The sequence below is a fragment of the Bacteroidetes bacterium GWF2_43_63 genome, assembly GCA_001769275.1.
In the GTDB taxonomy this organism is placed as follows: domain Bacteria; phylum Bacteroidota; class Bacteroidia; order Bacteroidales; family DTU049; genus GWF2-43-63.
In genome coordinates, this window is the sequence record MEOQ01000045.1 from 75,890 (window position 1) to 89,826 (window position 13,937).

At 45.1% G+C, this 13,937-nt stretch carries 8 protein-coding genes; 4 read left to right on the forward strand and 4 right to left on the reverse strand.

Going from position 1 to position 13,937, the window contains the following annotated elements; genetic code table 11:
* Genes A2W93_10245 through A2W93_10255 form a run of 3 tightly spaced genes read left to right on the forward strand, consistent with a single transcriptional unit; the run spans position 1 to position 2,270 of the window.
* Positions 1-561 (forward strand): 2'-5' RNA ligase, encoded by a 561-nt coding sequence (locus A2W93_10245; protein OFY52902.1) that lies wholly within the window; start codon positions 1-3, stop codon positions 559-561.
* 24 nt (positions 562-585) lie between these two features.
* Positions 586-1,320, forward strand: coding sequence for an LPS export ABC transporter ATP-binding protein (locus A2W93_10250; protein ID OFY52903.1), 735 nt, complete (start codon positions 586-588; stop codon positions 1,318-1,320).
* A complete protein-coding gene (locus A2W93_10255; GenBank protein ID OFY52904.1) occupies positions 1,320-2,270 on the forward strand; it encodes a hypothetical protein in 951 nt (316 codons plus the stop codon). Before A2W93_10250 ends, A2W93_10255 begins: the two co-directional genes overlap by 1 nt.
* 62 nt (positions 2,271-2,332) lie before the next feature.
* Here A2W93_10255 and A2W93_10260 read toward each other — a convergent pair whose 3' ends face one another.
* Together A2W93_10260 and A2W93_10265 are read right to left on the reverse strand one after the other, a co-directional pair.
* The gene (locus A2W93_10260) at positions 2,333-2,716 is read right to left on the reverse strand and encodes a hypothetical protein (GenBank protein OFY52905.1); all 384 of its coding nucleotides are present in this window, start codon (positions 2,714-2,716) and stop codon (positions 2,333-2,335) included.
* 269 nt (positions 2,717-2,985) lie between these two features.
* A complete protein-coding gene (locus tag A2W93_10265) occupies positions 2,986-3,495 on the reverse strand; it encodes a hypothetical protein (GenBank protein OFY52906.1) in 510 nt (169 codons plus the stop codon).
* A gap of 274 nt (positions 3,496-3,769) precedes the next feature.
* On the opposite strand from A2W93_10265, the gene A2W93_10270 reads away from it, so the two are divergent.
* Entirely contained in the window at positions 3,770-11,728 is a 7,959-nt protein-coding gene (locus tag A2W93_10270; protein ID OFY52907.1) for a hypothetical protein, read from the forward strand.
* Positions 11,729-11,823: 95 nt separating this feature from the next.
* Here the strand turns inward: A2W93_10270 and A2W93_10275 are convergent, their stop codons facing one another.
* Together A2W93_10275 and A2W93_10280 are read right to left on the reverse strand one after the other, a co-directional pair.
* Positions 11,824-12,504: a hypothetical protein gene (locus A2W93_10275; GenBank protein ID OFY52908.1), complete on the reverse strand. Its 681-nt coding sequence runs from the start codon at positions 12,502-12,504 to the stop codon at positions 11,824-11,826.
* Positions 12,504-13,847 (reverse strand): adenylosuccinate lyase, encoded by a 1,344-nt coding sequence (locus tag A2W93_10280; protein ID OFY52909.1) that lies wholly within the window; start codon positions 13,845-13,847, stop codon positions 12,504-12,506. The genes A2W93_10275 and A2W93_10280 overlap by 1 nt, the downstream gene beginning before the upstream one ends.
* Between the last annotated feature and the right edge of the window lie 90 nt (positions 13,848-13,937).

The following is a 13,937-nucleotide window of genomic DNA, read 5'->3' on the forward strand; positions in this document are numbered from 1 at the left end:
ATGATCCAACGGTTGTTTATTGCATTTGATGTTGTCCCATCTGAAACTTTGTCGCGCGAGTACGATAAACTGCGTTTGATTTTTTCGCGCGATAGGTTCTCCTGGGCGCGGCTGAATCAGATGCATATGACGCTGAAGTTTCTGGGCGAAACATCATCGGATAAAATTCCGATTATCCGGGAAGCAATGCTGGAGGCCTTTGACGGAGAAAGCGCCGCTGCATTTTCATTGGACTCGCTGGGTGTTTTTGGATCTTCATATGCGCCAAAAGTGTTGTGGACACATGTCGTGCCTGAAGATCAATGCCGCATCTGGTTTGATAAACTAAAATCTTCGTTGCTTAGCCGTGGCTTTGAATACGACCGTCAGAATTTTGTTCCACATCTTACGCTGGCACGCATTAAATCAATCGCTGACCGGAAAGTGCTGAATGAAACAGTTGTAAAATACAAGGACTTTTGTTTTGCGGAATTCCGTGTGCAGGAAATCGTATTGTATGAAAGTCTGCTGAAACCAACCGGCGCGGAATATATCCGTCATTTTTCCGTTTCTCTGTATTAAATTGAAATTTCGTAAGTTTGAATAATGAAACTCAGGGCAGAAAATATAGTTAAGCGTTACAAGTCGCGCACAGTCGTGAAAGAAGTGTCCTTTGAAGTAAATCAGGGCGAGATTGTAGGATTGCTTGGTCCCAACGGTGCCGGCAAAACCACTTCCTTTTACATGGTTGTGGGTCTCATAAAACCCAATGAAGGCAAAGTGTTTCTCGATGCTGAAGATATTACGGAATTACCGATGTATCGCAGGGCGCAGAAAGGAATTGGTTATCTGGCCCAGGAAGCCAGCGTTTTTCGCAAACTCAGTGTTGAAGATAATATTAAGTCGGTTCTGGAATTCACCAAATTATCCAAACAAGACCAGAATGAAAAAGTTGAAAAACTGCTTGATGAATTTGGTCTTCAGAAAATCCGCAAAAGCAAAGGAATTCAGTTAAGTGGCGGTGAACGCCGGCGTACAGAGATTGCAAGAGCTCTGGCAGTAGATCCGCATTTCATCCTGCTGGATGAACCCTTTGCAGGGGTTGACCCGATTGCTGTTGAAGACATTCAGGAAATTGTTTCAAAGCTGCGCGATAAAAATATTGGCATATTGATTACCGACCACAATGTGCATGAAACCTTAACAATCACCGATCGGGCGTATTTACTGTTTGAAGGATCCATCATAAAGGCAGGCTCAGCGCAGGAACTGGCCGATGATGAATATGTACGCAAAGTATATCTTGGTAAAAATTTCGAGTTGCGTCAAACTGTGAAATAATGCGCGATATGCGAATTCTGTTTTTCTGTTTTGTGATGTTTGTGGCTATTTCTGCTAATTCGCAAACGAAAAATTACGCTGTTGTTTTGCATGGTGGCGCCGGCAATTTTGATTCAAAGACCTTCGCGCCAGCACAGAAAAACAACTATGACCATTTTTTTGAAAAGGTTCTTTCAATGGCCGACAGCATGGCGCAGGCCGGCGATTCGGCGATGAATATAGTTGTCGCTGTCATTACGAAAATGGAAGATAGCCCCATGTTCAATGCAGGACGGGGCGCGGTTCTTACCGAAGAAGGCATTGCTGAACTCGATGCTTCGGTGATGGATGGTACAACATTGAAAGCAGGTGCTGTTGCGGGCGTACGAACAATCAGAAATCCGATATTGGCGGCGCTGAAAGTGATGACAAATTCACAGCATGTGTTTCTGGCTGGTCGCGGAGCGGAACAATTTGCAGCGCAGCAGGGACTCGAAATGGTAGACAGCAGCTATTTTGTGACTGACGAAATGAAAAGAAAATTTGAAAAAATAAAAGCTGATAAAAACGGAACCGTGGGTTGTGTGGTGCGCGACATCTATGGAAACATCTGCGCTGGCACCAGCACCGGAGGGATGATGATGAAGAAATGGGGCCGCATCGGTGACAGCCCTGTGATTGGCGCGGGCACTTATGCCGACAGCCGCTATGCGGGAATTTCGTGCACCGGACACGGTGAATATTTTATCCGATATGCTGTTGCCTATGATATTGTTGCCCGCATGAAATATGGCGGACAGACACTTAAAGAGGCCATACATGATGTTTTGTTCGAAGTGCTTCTGCCCGCTGGAGGCACGGGTGGCATGATCGGAATTGATGCAGCCGGAAACATTGTTGTTGATTTCAACACCACCGGCATGTTTCGTGCTTCGACCACCCAGAGCGGGGTGCATGAGATTGAATATTGATCTATTTCACGAAATATTCATCTAGGACTGTCTGAATTACTGCATATGTTTTAGCATGCTTATTATCCCCAGGTTAACAATAATACAGTCAGTAAAAAGATGTTAAATATAATAAGTAGTCCTGATATTGCAATTCCAATGATCGCGAAGACTTTATTTTTGAATTTATCAGGATTTTTTTTTGTTTTGTTCAGACCTATAATCCCCAGTATTAGTGCTGGAATTGCAGCAAAATATATAAAAAGAATGATAAAGCCATTCAGAAATACAGCAAAAACAGAAGCCAGTGCTAGCGCGAAGCTGACAATGCTTGCCCAATGTGTTTTTGGAGGATCCTCTGCGTGGCTTGCAGGCAAAGTAGAGATATTGTGACGGATGGCTTTTTTGAAATCAGAAGTTTTGATTTCAGTTGGAAGGGTTATCGGATTATTGCAGCAAGAAATCATTTCGCCGTTTTGTGATTCAGCATATTTTGTTGTTGAATCGGATGTGTTGATTCCACTGATTTCAGAAAGGCCAAAAATTTTTGTTTTCTCATCAAATGGTGAATTAGTACAAATATCTTCATGATTAATATTTGGCTTTTCTACTTGGTGTTCAGTGTCACGACCAGAAATCAGAGAGTATCCGTTTCTGTAAATTCATTTATCAATCTGGCATGCAGACAGGGAAATCAAAAAGCATATGAATATGAATTTTTTAATTTTCATGATTTTTACATTTCAAATTCAATGAGTTTAAAGAAGTATTTTCCTCTGGAAGAATTGTACGACAGCCACAATTCATCCATTGTAAGTCTTGTTATTTGAAATTCGGGTGAGGTTGGAATGCACATGGGATATATCCCAATTGTGTCTCCAGACGGGAAATAGGGGTTATACCCGTTCAGATTCAGCACGAGATTGGTGTTTGACTCATTCAGACTGAAATCAGACCACATGGAAAAACAGGAAGATGTATCTGAAGGGTATAGCTTCCCTTTAACCGTTAAAGCGTTTTCAATGAGGCGTGTATCCGAATAGTCGTTAAACCGGAAAACCCAATCGCAGCTGTCTTTCCATTGTTGAGTTATGTCAATGCCATTTCTTGTAAGAGAAACGATTTCATACCATCCCTGAATCCGGAAATTGGCATTTCTGAAACTGATCCCGGGTCCATCTTCATACTTGCCACACCCGCTCAGAATCAGAAGAATGCCAAGAAATGCCAAAACTTTGTATTTCATAAATTCAGGAATTATTTCGCTGCAGATGTTTGTTTCTTTTACAAAATTAAAAGATTATTTTAAACACTTGTAAATTGCTGATTGTCAAATTTTAACATTTTCGAGGAATTGTGCTGTTAACCAAATGCAACCTTCGAAAATTGCTTTAATCCGATTTAAAAATAAAATTCAACGGATGTATACATTAAATTTGCATATTCTGTTTTATCATATAACAGTCAAAGCAGTCTAATGCCTTATGCGTCGGCTTGGAAAATTTATATTGTTTGTTTTGATGTCTGTTGCTGGATTTTATTCAGTGGCACAATGCCCGGTGAATGCATGGTTTACCTGGGACCGACTATGCAACAACAGCATGATTCATTTTACCGACAGCAGTTTCTTGACCGGCGTTGGCCAGATCGTTGATTGGCAATGGGATTTCGGCGATGCTTCGCCCGGCAGCGGCAATCAGAATCCAAACCACAATTTTCCCGGCAGTGGTTCCTATAATGTTTCGCTTACTGTTACGGATTCTTCAGGCTGCACCGATGTTGTGACTTTGCCTGTGGTGGTCGATCCGCTTCCCGTGGCTCAGTTTACATTCAATCCGAACAATTTTTGCTCGGGTAGCTCAACCAATTTTGCCTTTACAGGCAGTGGCAACGGGTTAACCTATGCGTGGAATTTTGGCGATGGCCAGACTTCTGTGCTTCAGAATCCTTCTCATGTGTACACATCTTTTGGTTGTGGCACGCAGAATTTCAATGTAACACTAACTGTCACTGATGACAATGGTTGTACCTCGACAATCTCGCATCAGGTCTCAGTTCTACAGCAGCCCAATGTATTTTATTTTGAACCCAATGGTTTTGTGTTTTGCCATACAGATACGTCATCGATTTCCGATACGCTGCATGTGTTTAACTTCTCTCCGGATGCGGGCTGCATAAGTTCATATTCCATCAACTGGGGAGATGGATCGCCGGTGTCGTCTGCACCACCTGCGCTGTTCGACGGTACCAATGCACTTGATCATGTTTACACCGATATCGGTTATTATGTGGTAACTATCACTGCAGTTGGTGCAAATGGCTGCCAGACTGTTTATACAGATACAGCTACCGTTGAAAGCAATCCGGTTGCATCTCTTATTGGACCACCGGTTGGCAGCAATGTTGGCTGTGCGCCGATCAATGTTTGTGTGGTAAACATGAGTCAAAACATTTCAGCTTCTACTCTGATGACCATAACCTGGGGTGATGGCGTCACGGAAGCGTTACCAATCTCCTCGGTCGGTCAAACCATTTGTCATAATTATCTGATTTCCGGATGCTCTGCCGGCTCCATGACCAATTATGCCATCACGCTGACTGCTCAGAATGTTTGCGATTTCTCGCAGTCGTCGTGGTCGCCTGTGCGCGTGTATGAGCCGCCGGAAGCAATGATCAACATTGTGGACGATTCGGTATGTGTTGGAGAAAACGCTGTGTTTGTAAATGTTTCGCAGCCCAATCTGTGCGCAGCGACTTCAGCTACATGGTACACCTGGGATTTTGGCGATGGCACCACACTCGGTCCAACGCTGGTTCCATCCGGAATGAATCCGCAGCAAACCATTTCGCACGCTTATGGAGATACAGGTGTTTATGTTGTTACATTGACAGCCAACAACAGCTCGGTGAATGGTTGTGGGATGACTTCGTTTCAGGATCTGGTGTATGTAAGTCAGACCTACGCGCAGTTTTCGTATGACACTGTTTGCTTCGGCGGGCCTACTCATTTTATTGATTCCAGCTGGGCGCTGAGTTCTTCCATCGATACATGGAACTGGAGTTTCGGTGATGGTGGAAGCAGCACTGTGCAGAATCCAAATTACACCTATACCAACTGGGGCGATTTTACAGCGTCCCTGACTGTTACTTCCGATGCGGGTTGCATGGCTGCCATGACGCATCTGGTTCATGTTGATACCCTGCCGTATGTCGATTTTGCATGGGATACAGTGTGCGTAGGTGATCCGACCAATTTCACCAATCTGTCCTACGGCCGCGGATCGCCGATTATTGATTACTATTGGAATTTTGGTGACGGCAACACTTCCACGCTGGAAAATCCGGGTCATACGTTTGCTTCTGCAGGAAATTTTACGGTTACGCTTACTGTTACAGATGCGCATGGATGTGTGAATTCAATCTCATATTCTGTTCCGGTAAGTCCGCCACCTATTGCTGATTTTGAAGCTGATACGGCCTGTGTTGGTTCTGCAACTGTTTTTTCAGACCAGTCCGTGGCTCCCTTCGGATCCATTGTCAGCTGGAACTGGGATTTCGGTGACGGCACCGGAACTTCAACGTCTCAGAACCCAACATATATCTATGCTGATACCGGAAACTATTTTGTGACATTAATTGTTGAAACCAATATTGGATGTATTGATACAATTGCGCTTCCGGCGTACGTTGCGCCGATTCCGCTGGCTGATTTTAATTTCGATGTGGTGTGCGCAGGCAATCCAACTTCATTTACAGATGCATCGCAAACCTATGGCTGGCCCATCGCTTCATGGCAGTGGAGTTTTGGTGACGGGAATATTTCCACTCAGCAAAATCCAACACATACCTACGCGGGTCCCGGCCAATACACGGTTTCGCTCATTGTTGCCAATCAGTTCGGATGCAGCGACACCGTGACGCATGTTGTTCCGGTTGATTCAATCCCTGATGCAGCCTTTGCTGCAAACAATGCGTGTTTAAATCAGAGCATAAGTTTTATTGATAATTCTGTCGCACATGGCAGCGCGATTGTCGGCTGGGACTGGGATTTCGGCGATGGTAATTCTTCTGCGCTACAGAATCCAACACATCTTTATGCGGCCGCAGGGACTTACAATGTCTCCTTAATAATTACTTCAGCAAGTGGCTGCTTGGATTCTATTACTCTTCCGGTTACTGTCTATCCGCTTCCTGTGGCCGGATTTACGCTTGTTTCGGCCTGTGAAGGCGATCCTGTAAATTTTACGGATACTTCTGTTGCAAACGGCGGTGTCATTGTTTCCTGGGACTGGGATTTCGGCGATGGCATTGGCACTTCAACGGTTCAGAATCCGCAGTATTTTTATGCTGACACGGGAACATTCAATGTTTCACTTATTGTTATCAACAGCAATGGTTGCAGCAACACTGTGACAAATCCGGTAAATTATTTTCCGCGTCCAACGGCTGAATTTGCGCATGATACAAGCTGTGCGGGTCAACCAATTACATTTACTGATGCTTCATCAGGAAACGGCGGCACGATTGTCAGCTGGGACTGGGACTTCGGTGACGGCAATTTTTCCACACAACAGAATCCAATACATCCGTACGCTTCTTCAGGATCTTTTTTAGTAACGCTGATCGTTACAAGCAGTTCCGGCTGTGCTGATACTGTTCAGCATGCAGTTGTCGCGGACTCGCTTCCTGAGCCCTTGTTCAGCGCTCCTCCGGTGTGTTTTAACGAGACGACAATTTTCAATGATCAGAGTATAGCACATGGATCGCCCATTAACAGCTGGTTTTGGGATTTTGGTGATGGCAATTCTTCTGTTCTTCAAAATCCGGTACATCTGTACGGCGCACCGGGAACGTATTCTGTAACACTGGTTGTGGAAAACACAAATGGTTGTCGCGACACACTTGTTCAAAATGTTATTGTTTATGCGCTTCCTGTGGCTTCGTTCTCTTATTCCGGAACCTGTTTGAACAGGGACATTAATTTTACTGATTCTTCCAGTCCCGGAAGTGGGGCGTTGAATTCATGGGACTGGAATTTTGGCGATGGAACAGGAAGTTCAGTCATTCAGAATCCAATATATCAGTATGCGGTTATTGACAGTTTTCTTGTTACAATGATCGTTGCGGATCAGTATGGCTGCGCTGATACAACATCGGACAGTATTCGCGTAAGCCCGCTCCCTGTCTCAGGTTTCATGGCCGATTCAGTTTGTCTGGGATTGCCGACGCATTTCACCGACACGTCACAACATTTCGGATTCGTAATCAATTTCTGGGAGTATGATTTCGGCGACGGAACATCTTCGAATCTTCAGAATCCTGATCACATCTATGCTGCAGCAGGAACATATACGGTGCAGCTGATTGTCGGAAACACCAGCAGTTGCTATGATACCATACAACAGACCGTGTTTGTGAAACCCTCTCCTCAGGCGCAGTTTGCATTTACAAATGTTTGTTTCGGAGAGACCATGAATTTTTCCGACAACAGTATTTCCAATGCAATGGCAATGCTTAGCTGGGACTGGGATTTCGGCGACGGAAACAACGCTGTTGTTCAAAATACGCTGAACAATTATACCGCTTCCGGCACTTATCCGGTTGAACTGATAGTGATGAATTCATGGAATTGTTCAGATACGCTCACGCAGAATGTGACAGTCTATGCCTTGCCTGAAGCAGGATTCATGTCGAGTGTTGCCTGTATTGGCTTCCCGACTTCGTTTGTAGACACATCAAATGCGGGAAGTGGAATAATAAACAGCTGGGACTGGGATTTTGGAGAATCCGGCGCAACGGCAGCAATGCAGAATCCAACGTACACTTATGTGAGTGGCGGAACAAATTATTTGGTAACGCTTATAGTCGAAGACCAATATGGGTGCGCTGATACAGCAATCCTTAATATTTCGCTGCATCCTCAGCCTGTAGTTGATTTTTCGGCAACGACTGCTTGCTCGGGCTCATCCACCAGTTTCACCGACCTTTCAGTTCCTGCTGCAGGTGTGATGAATTCGTGGAACTGGGATTTCGGGGATGCAAGTTTTTCAAACACCCAAAATCCGCAGCACACTTATGCTCCGGCTGCCATCATTCAGAATTTTACAGTTACTTTAATTGCTTCTGACAACAATGGCTGTCCCGATACGGTGAGCCATGTTGTAACCGTAAATCCCCGGCCAACAGCGGCTTTCAGCGCTGATACAGCGTGTGTAGGCAATGCCACCGCATTTACTGATTTATCGTTGCAAACCGCGGGAATTATTAATTCCTGGAATTGGGATTTCGGTGATGGCGCAGGAACTTCATTCAATCAGAACCCTCAATACACTTATGCTTCATCGGGTGTGCCGCAGATTTTCAACACGGCGTTGATGATTGAAGATGCCAATGGATGCCGCGATACGGTGATTCATCCGGTGCTTGTGAATCCGTTGCCCGTTGTAAATTTTGCTGCTAATGCGGCCTGCACGGGTTCGGGTTCTGTTTTCACCGACAGCTCTTTCAGCAATGGTGGAGCTCTGAATGGCTGGTCATGGGATTTTGGCGATGGCAGTGGAACTTCGTCAATGCAGAATCCGGCATACACCTATGCGACTGTGCTGATTCCAACCAACTACAATGTTAATCTTGAAGCAACTGACATCAATGGTTGTGCTCATGATACAACGATTCAGATTGTAGTGAATCCTTTGCCCATTGCAGCCTTCAACTCTATTTCTGCATGCTCTGGCTTCCCGGGCCAGTTCAGCGATGCTTCAACCAGCACCGGAGGAAATATTACGAACTGGGACTGGGATTTTGGCGATGGTGCGGGAACTGCTGTTGTTCAGAATCCGGCTTATCAATATGCAACAACAGCATCAGTGACGACTTACAATGTTGTGTTGTGGGTGACCGATCAGAATGGTTGTGAAGACAGTGTCACCATGCCTGCGACGATTTATCCATCACCTGTTGCAGACTTTGTTTCAGACAGTGTTTGTTCGGGATCGGCTTCGCAGTTTACCGATGCATCAACGTCCATTGGCGGTGCCATTACCGCATGGAGCTGGGATTTCGGTGATGGCACAGGAACTTCCGCTTTGCAAAGTCCATCATACAATTACGCTGCAGTGCTTAATACGACTACATATCCGGTGACACTGATTGTTGAAAATGTAAATGGTTGTTTTGACACACTTACTCAAACTGCGCTCGTGTGGCCAAATCCCGTGGTTGACTTTCATTCGGATATTGCATGCATGGGGTCGACGACCAATTTTTATGACGATACTTATTCCAATGGCGGTGCACTTCAAAGCTGGCTCTGGGACTTCGGCGACGGAACCGGAACAGCATCGCAGCAATATCCGGATTATCAGTACAGCAACTCGGGATACTATAATGTAACACTTGACGTGACCGATGTCAATCAGTGTGTATCGTCTGCGACAGAAACCATTGTTGTGGATTCGCTGCCGATTCCGGATTTCACCTACACACTTTCCTGTACGCAGGGCATTGTATATTTCACCAATGCCTCGCAAGGCAATGGAAGCACTATTGTAGGATATATGTGGGATTTTGATGATCTCAGCATGTCGGGTCAGACCAGCCCGGCTCATTATTATTTTGCAACCGGCACCTTTGACGTGACATTGTACGTGTACAATGATCGTGGTTGTTCGGACTCACTGATGGTACCCGTGACCATTCAACCGGGCCTGGACTGGGATTTCGCGGCAACGCAGGAATGTGTTGGCGAAGCAACCGCGTTCACTGATTTCAATCTCAATCCGAATGTACCAGCTGTTGCGTGGTTCTGGAATTTCGGCGATGGCACTTCTTCGACATTAGAAGATCCGATGCATCTGTATCCTGTTTCAGGCACATACAATGTTTTACTAACGGTAACCGATGCAGCTGGTTGTACATTTTCAGTGTTGCATAATGTTATAGTCAATCCAGGACCTGTGGCTGATTTCAGTGCAACTGTTGTTACTCAGGGCAACCCAACTTCTTTTACCGACCAGTCAACAACAATGCTTGGAACAATCATTTCATGGAATTGGGATTTTGATGACGGCAATATATCAACTCTTCAGAACCCGCTTCACACCTATGCTGCGCCGGGAATATACAATGTGACATTGATTGTATTTAATAATTTTGGATGCTCTGATACAACTTCAATTCCGGTGACTGTTTTACCATTGGTCGATGCTGATTTTATTGCAGATACCGTATGTGCACAAACGCCAATGACCTTTGCAGATATGTCTGTGACTGGCGCCGGCTCCATCAACTACTGGTACTGGGCTTTTGGTGATGGCTACAGTTCAGCGTTGCAGAATCCGCAGCACACTTATTATAATTCAGGATTTTTTACAGTAACACTGATTGCAACCAATACGGCAGGAATTTCGGACACCACCACACACCAGGTACTTGTACTTGAAGCACCGACTGCAGAATTTTTATCCACTTCGATATGTCAGGGAAATGCCACCGCATTCATGAATCAGAGCAGCGGTACTACCAGTAATGTCATTGGCTGGACATGGAATCTTGGTGACGGAAACACCAATTATACTCCAAGTTTCAATCATGTTTATGATTCAGCCGGATCGTATAATGTTTCGCTTATTGCCGTGAATACCCTGGGTTGCCGCGATACGGTTTCACATCCTGTGAATGTGTGGGAGTTGCCGCAGGTGAATATTTCCGCTACACCACAAGAAGGATGTCTTCCGCTTGATGTGGTCTTTACTGATCTGACAACGGTGGGCGATGGTACCATCACATCGTGGCTCTGGCAATTTGGCGATGGCTATACTTCGGTATCGGCGGGTGGGACCTTCCATGAATACACGTCGCAGGGTATGTTCAGTGTTACGTTGACGGTTACCAGTAATCATGGTTGTACTTCGACACAATCCTTTCCGAATTACATTCAGGCATATCCGAATCCGATTGCATCATTCTATTATTTTCCAACAAATCCAAGCCTGAGCAATCCGGGCGTGAATATGGTAGACGTCAGTGTTGGTGCGAGTAGTTGGAGCTGGGATTTTGGCGATGGTGAGAGTTCAACAGAGCAAAATCTAATGCATGAATTTGCAGATCATGGAAATTTTAGCATCACACTGGTTGCCGGAAATAGCTTTGGATGCTATGATACGACATCGTTGCCGATTCATGTTGCTGCTGATGAATTGTTCTACATTCCGAATGCTATTACGCCCAATGGCGATGGCCGCAACGACTGGTTTATGCCTTTCGGCGCGGGATGGTCGGTTGAGAATTATGAAATGAGAATTTATAATCGCTGGGGACAAAATATTTTTGTAACGACTGACATCAATCATGCATGGGATGGTACTGCAGAAGATACAGGAAAGCCTGTTCCTACGGGCGTTTACGTGTGGAAAATATGGTATGTTGATCTGGACGGTAAGACACAAAACCTGATCGGACGGGTAACGGTGACCTATTGATATAAGATTTGAGATTTTATTTTTATCTGCGATTTTTGAATGACGTTTCAGAGCCGCGAAGTATTGTGACTGAGTCGGTGCAAAATGAAATGATTTTACGATTGTTTATTTGTGCGGATAATATACAACCCCGCGAAAAGCGCTCCTACAGCAGAGAACAGGTGCCACAGCCAGTGAACACCCTGCGACATGGGCTGTATTGGATTGTCGTCATATAAACGAAAAAACAATGATAAGGCCAGGAAAATCACGGCCGCCATTAAATGTCCGATGGCGTGCCAGTTTGAACGCCAGGCGTAGAGCAGTGCCGGAACAAAAATGACGACACCGACAATAAAATAGCCAATATTTATTGCCTGCTGAATCGGCAGCGTGTTGAAAAAATATCCTCTGATTATACCTGATGAAACGATGATGATGAGCGGCATATACCAGTTTTTAAAAAGTCGCTGCATGAAGAAAAATGCAACACCGAGCGATAATAAAAACATAGGTAAAACATCGAGGGCCATGAGCCAGCGCTCGCTCCGGAATGCGTGATAGAGCGTGCTGCCAATACCACCGGTAAATAAAGGCGGCAGCGTGAAAAAAATTACGAACCCTTGTTTCTTATATTGTCCTCGTAAAACAATCAGAAAGTAAATGACAGGAATTAGAAACAGAAGTGATGAAAATGCGTTCCAGGGCTCAGTAATGAAGCGATCGGGTTGTGTTTCATGATAGATCGGGCCACCGTCTGTGACAAATGAATAATCAATATCCGGTCTTTTTGCCATCAGTGAATGCCTGTGTAATTCTCAGGTGTAAGCGCCTTCAGTTCTTTCTTAACAGCAGCACTAACTTTCAGTGTGTCGATAAACTTATGCAGGCTATCGCGCGTCACGTGCTCGTTTCCGCGTGTCATATTTTTTAGGGCATTGTATGGATCCGGATATTTTTCTCTGCGCAGAATGGTTTGAATTGGTTCGGCCAGCACCGCCCAGTTGAGATCAAGATCGCTGCTGATTTTTTCGGGATTGACCAGCAATTTTCCCATGCCTTTCTGAAGCGATTTGAATGATATAAGCATGTGTGCAAGCGGCACTCCGATGTTTCTGATTACCGTTGAATCTGTGAGATCGCGCTGCAGCCTCGATATGGGGAGCTTTTCGGAAAAATGTCGCAGCAGCGAATTAGCTATACCCAAGTTTCCTTCGGCATTTTCAAAGTCGATCGGATTCACTTTATGTGGCATGGCCGAAGAACCAACTTCATCTTTTTTTACTTTCTGCTTGAAATATTCAATCATCACATACATCCAGATGTCGCGCGAGTAGTCAATCAGAATGGTGTTGATGGCTGCAAGGACACTGAACGTGTTGGACATGATGTCGTAATGCTCAATCTGCGTCGTTGTTTGCTGTCGGATAAGGCCCAGGTTGTTTTTCAGAAAGTTATTGGCAAACTTCACCCAATCGGTTTTAGGAAACGCAGCATGATGGGCATTGAAGTTTCCGGTAGCGCCTCCGAATTTTCCACTGGCAGGAATTTTTTTGAGCAACGCAAGCTGATTTTCGATGCGTTCTGCAAACACTGCCATTTCTTTTCCAAGAGTAGTAGGTGAAGCCGGCTGCCCGTGCGTGCGTGCAAGCATCGGCAGTTTATTCCATTCTCTTGCTTGAGACTTCAGGTTTTTCAGAATGGTTTCGATTTCAGGGATAACTGCGTTGTTCAGCGAATCGCGCAGCATCATCGGAAAAGCAGTGTTGTTCACATCCTGCGAGGTGAGACCAAAATGAATAAACTCTTTGTATTCCTGAAGTTTTAATTCATCAAATTTTTCGCGCAGGAAATATTCAACCGCTTTTACATCGTGATTCGTTACTTTTTCAATGTCCTTGATCTGCCGGGCATCGCTTTGGCTGAAGTTGTTCACAATGTCGCGGAGAGCTGTAATATTCTTTTCCGACAGTCCTTTAAAGACTGGGAGTTTGAGCGTGTGCAGGATGATGAAATACTCAACTTCAACCAGCACGCGGTATCTGATCAGAGCGAACTCTGAAAAATATTGCTGAAGAATGCGGGTTTTATCGTTGTAGCGACCATCGACCGGTGACACTGCAAACAGGGATGCTTCCATTGGGGGTGGTTTTTTGCAAAAATACAATTTAATGTGCTAATGTGCTAACGTGAATATGCACAACGCGCAACGCCTGGGAGCAGGCTGCTA

Bases quoted from the DNA above. Each gene is read 5' to 3' on its own strand.
- A2W93_10245 (OFY52902.1), top strand. From the start codon at position 1: ATGATCCAACGGTTGTTTATTGCATTTGATGTTGTCCCATCTGAAACT.
- A2W93_10250 (OFY52903.1), top strand. From the start codon at position 586: ATGAAACTCAGGGCAGAAAATATAGTTAAGCGTTACAAGTCGCGCACA.
- A2W93_10255 (OFY52904.1), top strand. From the start codon at position 1,320: ATGCGCGATATGCGAATTCTGTTTTTCTGTTTTGTGATGTTTGTGGCT.
- A2W93_10260 (OFY52905.1), bottom strand. From the start codon at position 2,716: ATGATTTCTTGCTGCAATAATCCGATAACCCTTCCAACTGAAATCAAA.
- A2W93_10265 (OFY52906.1), bottom strand. From the start codon at position 3,495: ATGAAATACAAAGTTTTGGCATTTCTTGGCATTCTTCTGATTCTGAGC.
- A2W93_10270 (OFY52907.1), top strand. From the start codon at position 3,770: ATGTCTGTTGCTGGATTTTATTCAGTGGCACAATGCCCGGTGAATGCA.
- A2W93_10275 (OFY52908.1), bottom strand. From the start codon at position 12,504: ATGGCAAAAAGACCGGATATTGATTATTCATTTGTCACAGACGGTGGC.
- A2W93_10280 (OFY52909.1), bottom strand. From the start codon at position 13,847: ATGGAAGCATCCCTGTTTGCAGTGTCACCGGTCGATGGTCGCTACAAC.